The 15,556-nt window shown below is 42.4% G+C and carries 15 protein-coding genes; 12 read left to right on the plus strand and 3 right to left on the minus strand.

The genetic code is table 11. The features are described 5' to 3' along the window. Positions 1-110 precede the first annotated feature (110 nt). From mutY to nikC, 8 genes are all read left to right on the plus strand, one after another. Entirely contained in the window at positions 111-1,148 is a 1,038-nt protein-coding gene (gene mutY / locus CQS04_RS12880) for an A/G-specific adenine glycosylase (RefSeq protein WP_100354524.1), read from the plus strand. Between the two features lie 107 nt (positions 1,149-1,255). Then, entirely contained in the window at positions 1,256-1,801 is a 546-nt protein-coding gene (ntdP, locus tag CQS04_RS12885) for a nucleoside tri-diphosphate phosphatase (protein WP_100354525.1), read from the plus strand. Between the two features lie 57 nt (positions 1,802-1,858). Then, positions 1,859-3,604, plus strand: a complete 1,746-nt coding sequence (locus CQS04_RS12890) for an ABC transporter ATP-binding protein (protein ID WP_100354526.1) — start codon at positions 1,859-1,861, stop codon at positions 3,602-3,604. 155 nt (positions 3,605-3,759) lie between these two features. Next, the gene (locus CQS04_RS12895; protein ID WP_100354527.1) at positions 3,760-4,779 is read left to right on the plus strand and encodes an ABC transporter ATP-binding protein; all 1,020 of its coding nucleotides are present in this window, start codon (positions 3,760-3,762) and stop codon (positions 4,777-4,779) included. Next, on the plus strand, positions 4,754-5,743 hold the full coding sequence (locus tag CQS04_RS12900; RefSeq protein WP_100354528.1) for an ABC transporter ATP-binding protein: 990 nt from the start codon (positions 4,754-4,756) through the stop codon (positions 5,741-5,743). Before CQS04_RS12895 ends, CQS04_RS12900 begins: the two co-directional genes overlap by 26 nt. A 14-nt stretch (positions 5,744-5,757) precedes the next feature. Further along, entirely contained in the window at positions 5,758-7,392 is a 1,635-nt protein-coding gene (locus tag CQS04_RS12905; protein ID WP_100354529.1) for an ABC transporter substrate-binding protein, read from the plus strand. 87 nt (positions 7,393-7,479) lie between these two features. After that, positions 7,480-8,484 (plus strand): ABC transporter permease, encoded by a 1,005-nt coding sequence (locus CQS04_RS12910; RefSeq protein WP_100354530.1) that lies wholly within the window; start codon positions 7,480-7,482, stop codon positions 8,482-8,484. 15 nt (positions 8,485-8,499) lie between these two features. After that, complete coding sequence (gene nikC / locus CQS04_RS12915; RefSeq protein WP_094944785.1) at positions 8,500-9,402, plus strand: nickel transporter permease; 903 nt, start codon at positions 8,500-8,502, stop codon at positions 9,400-9,402. A gap of 30 nt (positions 9,403-9,432) precedes the next feature. Here the strand turns inward: nikC and CQS04_RS12920 are convergent, their stop codons facing one another. Together CQS04_RS12920 and CQS04_RS12925 are read right to left on the minus strand one after the other, a co-directional pair. Further along, positions 9,433-10,506: an aromatic acid exporter family protein gene (locus CQS04_RS12920; protein WP_100354531.1), complete on the minus strand. Its 1,074-nt coding sequence runs from the start codon at positions 10,504-10,506 to the stop codon at positions 9,433-9,435. A gap of 18 nt (positions 10,507-10,524) precedes the next feature. Beyond that, positions 10,525-11,817 carry a glutamate-1-semialdehyde 2,1-aminomutase gene (locus tag CQS04_RS12925; RefSeq protein ID WP_100354532.1) on the minus strand — a complete coding sequence of 431 codons (1,293 nt, stop codon included), beginning with the start codon at positions 11,815-11,817 and terminating at the stop codon, positions 10,525-10,527. Positions 11,818-11,914: 97 nt separating this feature from the next. On the opposite strand from CQS04_RS12925, the gene bcp reads away from it, so the two are divergent. The 3 genes from bcp to perR all read left to right on the plus strand — a co-directional run bounded on the left by bcp (position 11,915) and on the right by perR (position 13,882). Then, positions 11,915-12,403 (plus strand): thioredoxin-dependent thiol peroxidase, encoded by a 489-nt coding sequence (gene bcp / locus CQS04_RS12930; RefSeq protein ID WP_100354533.1) that lies wholly within the window; start codon positions 11,915-11,917, stop codon positions 12,401-12,403. Then, positions 12,400-13,338: a D-2-hydroxyacid dehydrogenase gene (locus CQS04_RS12935; RefSeq protein WP_100354534.1), complete on the plus strand. Its 939-nt coding sequence runs from the start codon at positions 12,400-12,402 to the stop codon at positions 13,336-13,338. The genes bcp and CQS04_RS12935 overlap by 4 nt, the downstream gene beginning before the upstream one ends. 100 nt (positions 13,339-13,438) lie before the next feature. Next, positions 13,439-13,882 (plus strand): peroxide-responsive transcriptional repressor PerR, encoded by a 444-nt coding sequence (gene perR / locus CQS04_RS12940; protein WP_100354535.1) that lies wholly within the window; start codon positions 13,439-13,441, stop codon positions 13,880-13,882. Positions 13,883-13,900: 18 nt separating this feature from the next. Here perR and CQS04_RS12945 read toward each other — a convergent pair whose 3' ends face one another. Then, positions 13,901-14,266 carry a YgzB family protein gene (locus tag CQS04_RS12945; RefSeq protein ID WP_094944796.1) on the minus strand — a complete coding sequence of 122 codons (366 nt, stop codon included), beginning with the start codon at positions 14,264-14,266 and terminating at the stop codon, positions 13,901-13,903. Between the two features lie 117 nt (positions 14,267-14,383). On the opposite strand from CQS04_RS12945, the gene CQS04_RS12950 reads away from it, so the two are divergent. Then, the gene (locus tag CQS04_RS12950) at positions 14,384-15,247 is read left to right on the plus strand and encodes a nucleotidyltransferase-like protein (RefSeq protein ID WP_100354536.1); all 864 of its coding nucleotides are present in this window, start codon (positions 14,384-14,386) and stop codon (positions 15,245-15,247) included. Positions 15,248-15,556 lie beyond the last annotated feature (309 nt).

The raw sequence follows: 15,556 nt of genomic DNA on the forward strand, positions 1-15,556 counted from the left end.
ACCCTCCTTTATAAATGGATTGTTACTAGAATAAAAGAAAATGAATCAGATTCCTAGCACAATGACTTTACCCTTTTCTAAATGAATCTAATCCGAGAGGACAACAAGATATGAATGAAACAAAAACAGAATTTATCCGTCGCGAGCTGGTGAATTGGTACAGAAAAGAAAAACGAGATTTACCATGGCGACATTCAAGAGACCCTTACCATATCTGGATTTCAGAAGTGATGCTTCAGCAAACACGTGTGGATACAGTCATCCCATATTTTGAACGTTTTATTCAAGCGTTTCCTACAATGCACCATTTGGCTGAGGCAGAAGAAGGAGAGCTCCTAAAGCTTTGGGAAGGACTTGGCTATTACTCTCGTGCGAGAAATTTACAGCATGGTGTGCGTGAGGTGATAGCGGAGTATGAAGCAAAGGTTCCTGAAACAAGAGAAGAAATAAGCAGTATTCGAGGGATCGGTCCTTATACAGCAGGAGCTATTCTAAGTATCGCATATGGAAAGCCCGAGCACGCGGTAGATGGCAATGTTATGCGTGTTCTCAGTCGATTGTATGCTATCGAAGAAGATATTGCCTTACCGAAAACACGCAAAACATTTGAACAGCTCGTCACAGTACTCATAGATCCTGAAGATGCCTCTTCGTTCAATCAAGGACTGATGGAACTGGGAGCACTGATCTGCACACCTCAGAAACCAAAGTGTCTACTTTGTCCTGTTCGAGAACAATGCCGGGCTTTTGAAGAAGGTAAAACAGAGTCTCTTCCTATTAAAAGTAAAAAAACGAAAGTGAAAAAAATCACATACTCTTCTTACCTTTTACAACGTGCAGATGGAAAATGGTTAGTAGAGCAGCGCGAGAAAGGACTGCTTGCAAAAATGTGGCAATTCCCTCTCATCGAAGAGACGGACACCTCGTGGCAAGAGCGGTATGGCATCAAATGGCTTGAAGTGGAATCGATTGGAGAAGTGACCCATAAATTTAGTCATTTGACCTGGAATGTTCACGTCTTACAAGGAAAAGTGGAGCAGTTTGAAAATGCTGAGCTGGGTATTTGGGTCACAGAAGAAGAGCTTGCAAACCTTCCTCTACCTGTACCGGTCCAAAAAATGATGCGCCTGCGAATGACGGATCTTTAGAAAATTAGCTGATACTACTTTTTTCCTTCTAGTATTGTTATAATGTGTAACATCACACATAAAATAGATAGGTTTTTCAGCTTGTCATTGGAGAAGGTGGCTACATCATGACCATTCCGTTGGAAGGAGAAATGATCCAGATTCACAGCTACAAGCATAATGGCAATATTCATCGTGTCTGGCATGAAACCATGGTCCTTAAAGGGACTAAAAACATTGTCATTGCAGCGAACGATCGCACGTTAGTGACGGAATCAGATGGGCGGACGTGGGTTACAAGAGAACCGTCTATCTGTTACTATCATGCAGAATATTGGTTCAATATCATTTGTATGTTGCGTGAAGATGGGGTGTATTATTACATCAATTTGAGTTCGCCATTTGTCTACGAAGACCGGATGCTGAAGTATATCGATTATGATCTCGACATGAAAGTGTTTCCCGATCAATCGTATACTCTTCTGGACGAAGATGAATACGAGCAGCACAAAAAGGAAATGAATTATCCACAAGAGATTGATATTATACTAAAGCGAACAATTCAAACATTAAAACAATGGATTCAGCAAAAGAAAGGACCGTTCGCTCCTGACTTCATTGATGCATGGACGGCTCGTTATCAACTTCATAAGGATATTCAAAAGACCGAATAGACCTGTTGCGCTTGTCGCAACAGGTTTCGTCTTGCCTATAAAAAGAAGGAGGAAGCTATGGGAGTAATTCGGCGCTATATGCAATTTGTAAAGCCCTATAACTGGCAAATCATTGTGACCATATTAATTGGAATTGTGAAGTTTGCAATTCCCTTGTTTATACCAATTCTCATCAAAATTGTAATTGATGACATTATTGGAGGAGATATGACGGAGGCTGAGAAGCTTAGTCAATTATTTTACTGGCTAGGTGGAACCGCCCTTGTGTTTTTCCTAGTGCGGCCACCAATTGAATATTACCGACAGTATCTAGCCCAATATGTCAGTAACAAAATTTTATTTGATATTCGAGAGCAATTATTTGATCATCTGCAAAAACTAAGTTTGAAATACTACGCTAACACACGTGCTGGTGAAGTGATTTCTCGAGTGATCAATGACGTGGAGCAGACCAAAAACTTTGTCGTCATCGGACTAATGAATGTGTGGCTGGACCTTGCCACTATTTTAATCGCCATTGGAATCATGTTGACCCTTAACGTGAAGCTGACAATAGTGACTTTGATTGCTTTTCCGTTCTATGCATTCAGCGTAAAGTTTTTCTTTGGACGTTTACGAGACCTTACACGACAACGATCACAGGCACTTGCTGGGGTGCAGAGTTATTTGCATGAACGAGTTCAAGGAATGAGTGTTATCAAAACGTTCACGTTAGAATCTCATGAACAAAAGAACTTCGATGAAGCCAATGGCGAATTCTTAGATAAAGCAATTGACCAGACAAAGTGGAACGCAAAAGCATTTGCGGTCGTAAATACAATCACTGATGTTGCACCACTTCTCGTTATTGCGTATGCAGGGTATGAAGCCATCACAGGAAACCTTTCAGTGGGGACTATGGCAGCATTTGTTGCTTATATTGAACGTCTTTATAGCCCACTTCGCCGCTTGGTCAACTCCTCTACTACGTTAACACAAGCGGTGGCTTCAATGGACCGGATGTTCGAGTTGATGGATGAGGGCTATGAAGTCCAAAATCGACCAAATGCCAAGCCGGTTCATCAAGTAGATGGAGGATTAACATTTGACGATGTCTACTTCCAATACGAAGAACAAGGAGAGCCTGTCTTAAGGGGGGTCAACTTCGATATCCAGCCTGGTCAGACGGTTGCATTTGTTGGAATGAGTGGTGGGGGGAAATCCACCATCATCAGTCTACTTCCTCGCTTTTATGATGTGACAGGTGGCTCCATTAGTTTAGATGATCAAGATATTCGAGATGTGACCATTGAGTCACTTCGAAAACAAATCGGTTTAGTGCTTCAGGATACGTTGTTGTTTAGTGACTCGATAAAAATGAACATTGCGATGGGAAATCCTAAGGCCAATGATGAAGAAATTATCGCAGCGGCTAAAGCTGCAAATGCGCATGAGTTCATTATGGGGCTTCCAAATGGCTATGATACTACAGTAGGTGAGCGTGGCGTCAAACTTTCTGGTGGTCAAAAGCAGCGGATTGCCATTGCACGAGTATTTTTGAAAGATCCTCGTATTTTGGTTCTTGATGAAGCCACATCTGCTCTTGATTTAGAAAGTGAAGCACTGATTCAAGATTCTCTTGAGAGACTAGCAAAGAATCGTACGACACTCATTGTGGCACACCGTCTATCAACAATAACTCACGCCGATCAGATTTTGGTTGTAGAGCATGGACAAATCACAGAATCTGGTACGCATTCAGAGCTTATGCAAGCCCAAGGTGCCTATTACAATCTCTTCCAAGTACAACAATTAGAAAATTAGAACGACAGCAAATCCTTCAAAACGAAAGGATTTGCTGTTTTTTTATGTTCTTTAGTGAAAAAAAGAGATTGCAAGTAAGGAGAAGATGTGTAAAATAATACTTACATAAAATTCAATCAAAAAGGAATTTTCAGAATAGTGGAGAGGGGCACATCATGACAAATCGTAAAGCAGTGCTAGAGGTGAAAAACCTGCAGACATCTTTCTTCACAGATGACGGTGTCATTCCTTCCGTAGACTTTGTTGATTTTGAGGTCCGAGAGGGAGAAATTTTAGGAATTGTCGGAGAGTCGGGAAGTGGGAAAAGTGTCACTTCACTCTCAGTAATGGGGCTCATTCCATCCCCACCAGGGAAAATCACTTCAGGTGAAATTCGGTATAACGGAGCCGATATTACAGGGTATAGCGAGAAACAGATGCGCCAGATTCGCGGAAATGATATTGCAATGATTTTCCAAGAACCGATGACTTCTTTGAATCCACTTTTCACTATTGGAAGTCAAATGATGGAAGCAGTACTCTTACATAAAAAAGGCTGGTCAAAAAAACAAGCTCATGCGCGATCGGTTGAAATGCTCAAGCTTGTTGGTCTACCACGTGCAGAAGAACTCATGAAAGATTATCCACATCAGCTTTCTGGCGGTATGCGCCAACGAGTGATGATTGCTATGGCGCTCGTTTGTGATCCAAAAGTATTGATTGCTGATGAACCGACTACTGCTCTCGACGTAACGATTCAAGCGCAGATTTTGAAACTTATGAAAGACTTGAATACACGGCTTAACACGGCCATCATCTTGATCACTCATGACTTAGGTGTCGTCGCAGAAACGTGTGAGCGTGTCGTGGTCATGTATGCAGGAAAAGTTGTTGAAGAGGGGCCAGTGGAACGAATCTTTACGAATCCACAACATCCTTACACGAAAGGCTTGCTTGCATCTGTACCAGATATGCGATTCAAAAAACAATCGTTGTACTCGATTCCTGGAAATGTTCCAAAACCGGGTTCTATAAAAGAAGGCTGTCGTTTTGCAGCACGCTGTTCTGAAGTGTTTGGGCGATGCACGGTAGAATCACCTCCACTTTATCAAACAGCACCTGATCATAAGACGCGATGCTTTTTATATGATCCTGAGGAGGTAACTGCACATGACAGAGCCATTGTTGAAAGTTGAAGGGCTGAAAAAGTATTTTCCAGTGAAAAATGGTCTCTTCGGAAAGACTACAGGACATGTAAAAGCAGTAGATGATGTGTCTTTTTACGTAAATGAAGGAGAGACATTAGGAATTGTTGGAGAGTCTGGCTGTGGAAAATCGACAACAGGACGCATGCTGATGCGATTACTTGAACCAACAGAAGGAACGGTAACATTCGATGGCCAAGAGTTGACTAAGTTATCTCCGCAAGAGATGCGAAAAGCTCGAAGAGAGATTCAAATGGTGTTCCAAGACCCGTATGCTTCTTTAAATCCAAGACATACCGTAGAGAAGATATTGATGGAACCGCTGATTGTCCACAATATCGGAGACACAAAATCACGGAAAAAGATGGTACGAGACTTTTTAGAAATTGTTGGGCTCAGCAGTTATCACGCAAAACGCTATCCACACCAATTCAGTGGGGGGCAGAGACAGCGTATTGGAATTGCTCGAGCGTTGATGACAAATCCCAAGCTTATCATTGCTGATGAACCGGTCTCCGCACTCGATGTATCGATTCAAGCGCAAGTGCTCAACTTGATGCAAAAATTGCAGCGTGAATTAAAGCTTACTTACATCTTCATTGCGCATGACTTAGGAGTCGTTCGTCATATCAGTGACCGTGTAGGTGTCATGTATTTAGGAAAGATGGTAGAGCTTGCGTCGAGTGAGAATCTTTACGCAGAGCCGCTTCACCCTTACACAAAAGCTTTGTTATCTGCTGTGCCTGTCCCGGATCCGAACTTTATCCGGGAAGAGATCTTGTTAGAAGGGGACATTCCGAGCCCTTCAAATCCACCAAGTGGATGCACATTCCATACACGTTGTCCGTTTGCCATGGACCGCTGTAAGCAAGTTGTTCCTCAACTAGAGGAAATCAAAACAGGTCATTATGTTGCGTGTCATCTCTATGATGCGGACATGATAGATAAAAATTAAGTGGAGGGGTCTTAATGAGAAACAAGAAAATTTGGTCGTTCCTGTTATTCTTCGGTCTGATTCTGATGTTGTTCTTAGCTGCATGTAGTTCAGAAAACGAGAACTCAGAAGGTAACGGAGAAGACGGCAACACAGAAGGCAATTCCGAAAGTTCAGGAGAACCAAAAGTATTAATCTTTGGTCGTGGTGGAGACTCAGTTAACTTGGATCCAATCACGGTAACTGACGGTGAATCATTCAAAGTTACTCAAAATGTTTTCGAGACACTTGTAAACTTTGGAGAACAAGATACTACTATCAACCCAGGTCTAGCTAAAGAGTGGACTGTTTCTGAAGACGGTCTTACTTACACATTCATGTTAGAAGAAGGCGTCAAATTCCACGATGGAACAGATTTCAATGCTGAGGCTGTAGTCGCTAACTTTGAGCGCTGGTCTGCAGGAACTGCTGATAAGTACTACTACTACAAGTCTATGTTTGGTGGTTTCGGTGATGAAGAAGGGCATGTAATCGAGTCCGTAACAGCTGATGACGAGTTTACAGTGACGTTCAAACTAAAACGTCCTCAAGCACCATTCTTGAAAAATATTGCAATGAGCCCATTCGGTATTGCGTCACCAACAGCTTTTGAAGCAGCTGGAGATTCTTTCGGTGACAACCCAGTCGGTACTGGACCATTCAAATTTGTAGAGTGGAAACGCAACGATTCAATCACAATCGAGAAATTCGAAGATTATTGGCAAGAAGGACTCCCTAAATTAGATCGCGTTGTGTTCCGTGCTATTCCGGATAACTCAGCTCGTCTAAATGCATTATTAACAGGCGAAATCGATCTAGCTGACGGTGTGAACCCATCGGATTCAAGTTCAATTGAAGGCGACGCTGCACTTCAACTGTTTGAGCGTCCTTCTATGAACGTTGGTTACCTTGGTTTAACAAACACACGTCCTCCATTTGACAACAAATTAGTTCGTCAAGCAATGAACCATGCAATTGACAAACAAGCTATCGTTGATGCATTCTTCGAAGGTCGTGCAGAAGTGGCTGTGAACCCAATGCCACCAAGTATCTCAGGATACAACGATCAAATCGAAGGGTATGACTACAACCCTGAAAAAGCTAAAGAACTACTTGCTGAAGCAGGACTTGCTGATGGTTTTGAAATGGAACTATGGGCAATGCCAGTTCCACGCCCTTACATGCCAGATGGTATGAAGGTTGCGGAAGTTATGCAGAAAAACCTTGCTGATGTAGGTATCACAGCTGAAATCGTGTCATTCGAGTGGGCAACTTACCTTGAAAAAGCACGTAACGGAGAAGCAGATGCTTTCATGTTAGGTTGGACAGGCGATAACGGAGATGCTGACAACTTCCTATACGTTCTACTTGATGGAGACAACATCGGCAGTAACAACTACTCATACTATGACAGCGAAGAATTACATGAACTTTTAATCGCAGCACAATCTGAAGTTGACGAAGCAAAACGTAATGAGTTGTACATGCAAGCTCAAGAAATCATCCATGAGGATGCACCTTGGGTTCCACTTGCTCACTCTACACCATTACTTGCAGGGAAAGCAGAACTTACAGGATTCTTACCGCATCCAACTGGATCTGACAAACTGCACAACGTAGACTTCGAATAAGATGCTGTGAGGAGAGGGAAATCTTCGAGATTTCCCTCTCTTTTTTTGAAAGACGATTTGTTTATTAAAGGGGAAGAGGTGAAGAGCGTGGTCAATTATATTGGTAGACGCTTATTACAATTAATCCCAGTTTTGCTCGGCATGACATTCGTAGTTTTTATGATCATACGTGCAATTCCCGGAGATCCTGCTCAAGTCATCTTAGGACAGTTGGCTTCTAAAGAAGCAGTCGAAGCATTACGAGCAAAGCTCGGATTAGATAATCCCTGGTATATTCAATACTTTGAATACCTCGGAGGGTTGTTCCAAGGGAATCTAGGAGAATCCTTACGAACAGCGCAGCCTGTTGCAGAAGAAGTATGGCCTTATCTAGCAGCAACTTTTGAACTCGCATTTTTTGCTATTTTAATTGCTGTCATTATCGGAGTGAACGCAGGGATTATTTCTGCTTGGTTCCAAAATTCTTGGTTTGATTACACGGCGATGGTTCTGGCACTTGTTGGAGTCTCGATGCCGATTTTCTGGTTAGGTCTGATGGAACAATGGATCTTTGCTATCGAGCTAGGATGGTTACCTACTTCTGGTCGAGAAGATGTGCGAAATCCAATCTCTGCACAAACAGGATTCTACATATTGGATACCATCTTACAGGGCCGGTTTGATCAACTCGGTACCGTTTTGAAGCATTTGATCTTGCCTGGGATTGCTCTTGCTACGATTCCGATGGCTATTATTGCTCGTATGACTCGTTCCAGTATGCTCGAAGTGATGCGCTCGGATTATATCCGTACAGCGCGTGCTAAAGGACAAAAGATGTTTTGGGTCGTGTACAAACACGCTCTAAAAAATGCCGTGATTCCAGTATTGACGGTAATCGGTCTTCAAATGGGGCTATTACTTGGTGGCGCCATTTTGACAGAGACAATTTTCTCGTGGCCAGGGATCGGACGTTATGTCTATGAAGCGATTCAATTCCGTGACTATCCAGTTATACAGTCTGGTATTTTGATCATTGCCTTTATCTTCGTCATGATTAATCTAATAGTAGATATTTTATATGGACTTATCGATCCACGAATCAAATACGACTAGGAAGGAGGATGTATCATGTCGAATCCAGATCCAAAGAATTTAGTTCCTGCTGAGCAGGAAGTGGTAGTAGAACAAGAAGCAGGACCATGGCGTGACGCATGGAAGAACTTTAGAAAGAATAAAATAGCGCTTGTCGGAAGCGTTATTGTCTTCTTCTTTATTTTTCTAGCGATCTTCGGTACATGGATTGCCCCAGAAGGTATCAATGATCAAAAATTGACGGAACGACTGAAGGCACCTTCCAGTCAGTATTGGTTTGGTACTGATGATTTTGGTCGAGATATCTTCTCACGTGTCATTTTAGGAGCACGTATCTCATTAGGGGTCGGTTTCTTCTCGGTTATCGGCTCGGTTGTAGTTGGTAGTGCGCTTGGAATTATTGCGGGGTATTACGGTAAATGGGTAGATACGATTATTTCTCGTATCTTTGACATCATGTTGGCATTCCCAAGTATCTTACTTGCTATCGCAGTAGTTTCTGTTCTTGGACCATCTCTTGTGAATGCATTGATTGCGATTGCTATCATCAATATCCCGAACTTTGGGCGCTTGATTCGTTCTAAGGTATTGACGGTCAAACAAGAGGAGTACATCACATCAGCACGTGCAATCGGCATGAAAGACTTCCGAATCTTGCTGTCTCACATCTTGCCGAACTCATTAGCTCCTGTAATTGTCGCAGGTACGCTTGCAATTGCATCGGCTATTATTGAAGCTGCTGCACTAGGATTTCTAGGTCTAGGAGCTCAAGCTCCTGCACCAGAGTGGGGGAAAATGCTAGCAGATGCGCGAAACTATTTACGAAATGCTCCTTGGACGATGATCTTCCCAGGCGTTGCAATCATGTTAACCGTATTAGGATTTAACTTAATGGGGGATGGATTACGGGACGCACTAGATCCAAAAATGAAGACGTAAAAAGAGCTGCCACACGGCAGCTCTTTTTTGTTAGATTTCGATGTTCACGTCGATTTCGTCGCCGTGATACGTTTGATAGGAACTAATTAAAGTATCAAGATGTTCTAAGTGCTCCTCATAAGTCAGTATGGCAGAGAGCAGGTGCAACAGATGATACGTCGAAAAATCTTCTTGTCGTTTCGTCTCATAGATTTGCGTCATAAAGATTTCCATAACTTCTTGTCTCTTGATGAAGTGGTCATCTGTTATCCACTCCAATTGATCTGGCTTTAATTTTCCGATGAACTTCAAGTGCAAATGTTCATGATACGTTAGTAAAGTGTCAAGTCGCTCTTGAATCATCATATGGAAATGGTCAGGCAACTGGATGATGTCATGCTCATATGCAGATAATCGACGAATCACATACAAGCTTTTATAAGACGTGGTGATCAGCTCGCGGTAGATTACAAGCTTACGACCTTTCGCATACTTTGCCTTCTTCGTATAGCCACGCTCTTCTTTAAATAATAAAAACAGTTGATCAATCTTTACTAGTTGCTCTTCGATTTGTGTGACAGCCTGTTTCAAGGATTGATGGTCCGCTGCATGACGGATCCCTATACGAATCCAACGAATGATGTCATCTTGAGTCGTACTGATTTTTGTGAACAAGCGCGTCTCGTATTTTGGAGGTAGGAACACCAAATTCACTACGAATGCCGAGAAAACACCGACTCCAATTGTAATGATACGAAACATAGCAGCCATCAGGAAGTCGTCGCCTTGGATTTCCATAATAGCAATGATTGTGACGAGTGCTAACGGAATGGTCTTTTGCAGCTTTGCCTTTAACATCACTGAGATAGCAATAATCGTCGTTAAACCGACCATAAAATAGGAATTCCCGAAAATCATAGCAAATGTCACAGCAAAAGCTGCCCCAATCAAGTTAGACTGGATTTGTTCAAAAACGGTCATATAGGAGCGGTAGATCGAGGGCTGCACCGCAAAAATTGCCGCAATTCCCGCAAAGATAGGAACTGGTAAGGACAAAATGTCCGCGATATATAAGGCAAGCGCTATGGCAATCCCTGTTTTAAATACACGAGCACCTAATTTCATTAGGCGTCACACTCCTTTTTACTGAGACATCTGTTCAAACGCTCGGTGCACGGCTTGAATCGTCTGTTCGATATCCTGCTCTGTGTGAGCAGTGGTGATAAACCAAGCTTCATATTTAGAAGGAGCTAAATTAATTCCTTGTGCTAGCATGAGTCGGAAGAACTGAGCGAACTGTTCGCCGTCAGATGCTTCTGCTTGGTCATAGTTTTCTACTTTAACATTAGTAAAGTAGATGGACAATGCCCCTTTAATACGATTGATAGTGATTGTTACATTATATTGTGAAGCAGCTTCTAAAATACCTTGTTCTAATAAAGCGCCTAAACGATCTAGTTCTTCATAGACTCCTGGCTGTTTTAAAATTTCTAAACAAGCGATTCCTGTTTGGATAGAAGCGGGGTTACCAGCCATAGTTCCTGCTTGGTAAGCAGGGCCATTTGGCGCGACTTGATCCATCACTTCTTTTTTACCACCGTAAGCTCCGATAGGGAGGCCGCCTCCGATAATCTTTCCAAGTGCCGTCAAGTCTGGCTCAAGTCCTAATAAGGTAGAAGCAGCTCCGTAATGGAAGCGGAACGCGGTGATCACTTCATCATAAATCACAAGTGTTCCATAATCTTTCGCTAGCTCATGGACCGTTTCTAAAAATCCTGGGTTCGGCTCCACCATTCCGAAGTTTCCTACGATGGGTTCAACCAAGATTCCTGCAAGCTCAGGGCCCCATTTGTCCATTGCTTCTTTAAAGCTTTCCGGATCATTAAATGGAACGGTAATGATTTCTTCAGCAATCGTCTTTGGAACGCCCGCTGAATCCGGAGTGCCAAGAGTTGCAGGCCCAGAACCTGCAGCGACCAATACTAAATCTGAATGCCCGTGGTAACAACCGGCGAACTTTAACATCTTCGTGCGACCTGTATAGGCTCGTGCCACGCGGATAGTCGTCATGACAGCTTCCGTTCCAGAGTTGGTGAAGCGAACTTTGTCCATACTTGGAATCGCTTCTTTCAACATCTTTGCAAATTGAATCTCATGTTCTGTGGGAGTTCCGTATAACAAGCCATTCTCTGCAGCTTTCGTGAGTGCTTTCGTAATATGAGGATGTGCATGTCCAGTAATGATAGGACCGTAAGCTGCTAAGTAATCGATATACTTATTTCCATCTACGTCGTAGAAATAAGCACCTTGCGCTCTCGCCATCACTGTTGGTGCACCTCCTCCTACAGCTTTGTAAGAACGAGAAGGGCTATTAACTCCTCCGACTATATGGGTAACTGCCTCATTGTGCAGTTTTTCTGATTGTGTGCGTTGCATGGTAGTTCCTCCTCTAGGTTTCCCCTATATTGTAGACAACTTTAATAGGAACAACAAGAAAGTCTATGCTATTCTGATACAAATGGGAGGGATTTGTATGACGGAAACACTTTTAGAAGGATTGAAGGCACCACAATTCTCGCTTTTAGATGAAAAAGGCAACACCATCAGTTTGGAGGACTACGCTGGAAAGCAATACGTGATCTTATATTTCTATCCAAGAGATTCCACTCCGGGTTGTACGACAGAAGCCTGTGACTTCCGAGACTTGTATCCGCAGTTTACGGATATGAATGCGGTAGTGCTTGGCGTCAGTACGGACAGTGCTAAGAAACACCAAAACTTTATCAACAAAAACAATTTACCTTTTCCTTTGCTAGTGGACGAGGATGCGGCAGTTTCTAAAGAGTACGGCGTCTGGAAAACGAAAAAGATGTATGGTAAAGAGTTCGAGGGGATTGAGCGTTCAACATTTTTGATTTCGCCTACAGGAGAAGTTGTGAAAGAATGGCGACAAGTGAAAGTGCCCGGACATGTAGAAGACGTGAAAAACACATTGGAACAACTTCAAAAGGAGACAACATGAAGATTTCATTTACATTTGAACCAAAACCAGCTGTTCAGCAAGAACTACAACAACAATTTCCAACTCATGATTTTAGATTTGGAAAAGGCGCGGCACCAGAACGTGACACAGCCATCTGGGTGACTTACGGAGAGGATGTCAAAGTAGCTGCTATCGAGAATCTTCCAGAACTTCAATGGATCAGTGTGGCATCTGCCGGTGTTGAAAAAATGCCACTCAGCTTGTTGCATTCGAAAGAGATTATTGTGACTAATGCAAGAGGGATCCATAAAACGCCGATGACAGAATCCATTATAGGTCATATTTTGGCCATCTACCGAAACTTACCTGCTATTTATACTCTTAAAAATGAGCAGACGTGGGAAAAACCAAGAGGGTCAAAAGAACTTCGTGGAAGCAGCGCGTTAATCGTAGGACCCGGTGCAATCGGTGAAGAGGTGGGGCGTGTACTCACGGCTTTTGGAGTAGAGGTTACAGGATGCAATCGTAGTGGAAAGACCATTGAAGGATTTTCTAATACTGTATCTCTTGAAAAATTGGACGACCAATTAGGGAGTGCTGATATTGTGATCTGCTTACTTCCAAGCACTCCTGAAACGCACCGCCTCTTTACAATTGAAAAGTTTCAATTGATGAAGAACACAGCATTGTTCATGAATTTTGGTCGTGGGAATGTTGTTTCGGAGAAAGTTTTAGTGGAAGCGCTAAAAGCTGGTGAGATTGGAGGCGCGGTTCTGGACGTATTCGAAGTTGAACCCCTACCTGAAAGTTCTGAGCTTTGGGGATTGCCGAACGTCGTGATTTCCCCGCATGTCTCAAGTCATTCGGATTTTTATGTAGAGCGAGCGATGGAGATTTTCTCACGCAATTTAAGTAAATGGGAACAAGGCGAAATAGATTTAGAAAATCAAGTTGATTTAAAGCTAGGCTACTAAGTGTTTCGTGCAGTGTTTCAGTTGACACGTTTCTCGGTTTCTTCTTATAATTAAGAATAACAATTCTAATGTAAGAATGAATCTGAAAGAGGTGCCGACGATGACCGAAGTGCATTTGCGCGATGCCTTAGATACACTGAAGTCAACGGGTGTACGAATCACGCCCCAGCGCCATGCTATTTTGGAATATATAATCCAGTCCATGACGCACCCAACTGCTGATGATATCTATCGTGCGCTTGAAAGCAAATTTCCTAGTATGAGTGTAGCCACTGTTTATAATAATCTTCGTGTGTTCCGTGAATCAGGTCTTGTAAAAGAACTGACTTATGGCGACAGCTCGAGCCGTTTTGATTTTGTTACAAACGATCACTACCACATGATTTGTACAGGGTGTGGCAAAATCGTAGATTTCCATTACCCAGGGTTGGACGAGGTAGAACAACTTGCGTCTCACTTGACTGGATTTGAAGTCGAGTCGCATCGTCTAGAAGTTTACGGTACGTGCCCGTCTTGTAAACAACAATCGAAAACTGTACAATAAAAAACTACCGTGAGAAAATCACACGGTAGTTTTCTTTTCGTTTGCTTTCTTATTGTAATCCTGATCAAACTCTTTTCCTTCAAGCGTTGGATCCAGAGTGAGGGGTTCGTTACAATACATACATAAATCTACACGGCCGAGAACTTTAGTGTGCTTGCCGCAGTTAGGGCAAACAACTTGAACTGCTCGTGTCGATAACAACCCGATCCATCCGTATACTCCCATGCTTCCTAAGATAGCTAGTAACCCAAGTAACATGAAGATGGTTACTAAAATTGGGTTCTCTCTAAAGAAGATGGCTCCGTACATAATGATGAAACCGATGAAAATCAAGGCTAGTGCAAATGAGCGAATGCGATTAATTTTATTTTTATATGGTGCCATGTTTACCCTCCTAATTTCACCTCTTACTATAGCATAATTTAGTCGTAAAAGAAGGACTTAAGCATTTCATGTAGAAATGAATAGACAACATCGTTCAGTTAATGAAGGAGTGAGACAATGGAAGCGTTACTTAGACCGATCTATCAAGAACGTGCAAGTGATTCAAATACATTGGGAATTCTACATATACAGAAGAAAGAAAAGGTGAGCCCGCTTACTGACACCTTTGATTCGATTCTTCTAGTGATTACTAAAGAAGGAGAACGGCCTATCTTCACGAAGCATTATTCCTATCACGATCAAAAAGCAGCGCTTCATACGCTGACTGAAAAACAGCTCCGCAAATGGTTAACACTAGGGAAGAATCCTAAAGTGGTGGATTGGTTATTGAATGGACGAATACTGTTCGATCGGAACGAGTTTATTACCAACTTAAAGAAAGAGCTTGATGAATTTCCAGAACGGGGAAGAAAGATCCGGATAGGAATTGAGTTTGCTCGTCTGACTAGAAGATATTTAGAAGGGAAAGTGTTTTACGATCAACAGAACTATCTGGATGCGTATACAGAACTTGTCGATTCCCTTCATCATCTAGCGCGTCTTGCCATCTTTGAACGCGGGATGCATCCTGAAGTCCTTGTTTGGAAACAGGTTAAACTCTTAGATCCGGCTATCTACAAACTTTACGATGAGTTGGTTTCTAGTGTAGAGCCTCTTCAAAAACGAGTGGAGCTCCTATTTTTAGCAAGTGACTTCCTGATTCATTCTCGGATTAAAGAAGGTGCCATGCACATCCAAGAAGTTTTGGCAGAGAAGCCGTATTGGTCTATTCAAGAAATTCATGAACAACCTGAGTTGAAAAATTATTCTACAGATTTAGAAGTGTACATTGAATTCTTAGTCGAAAAAGGAATCATCTTTGTAGAAGAACACCAGACAAAAAGCTCGCAGATTATGCACCGTTATTACCGTGTTCTTTAATTTCTAGGCGTGTCTTTACAGCTAGTAAAGACACGTTCCGTAATTATTATAAAAAAGTAGTTGACGCCTACTTGAATTATAAGTTATGATAATACACGTCGCTAAGGCACACCAAATTGAATCGAGCGAAACACCTTCGAAAAATAATTTGAAAAAGACTTCAAAAAACAGTTGACGCATATAAGCAGAACTGATAAATTAGAGAAGTCGCCAAAACGAGCGACATACCAACATGAACATTGAAAACTGAACATGCAAGACGTCAAGATAGAGCGTCACCACCCCGACCCCCGTTGGGTGTGCGTGACG

It is taken from the genome of Chryseomicrobium excrementi, assembly GCF_002798305.1.
GTDB lineage: Bacteria > Bacillota > Bacilli > Bacillales_A > Planococcaceae > Chryseomicrobium > Chryseomicrobium excrementi.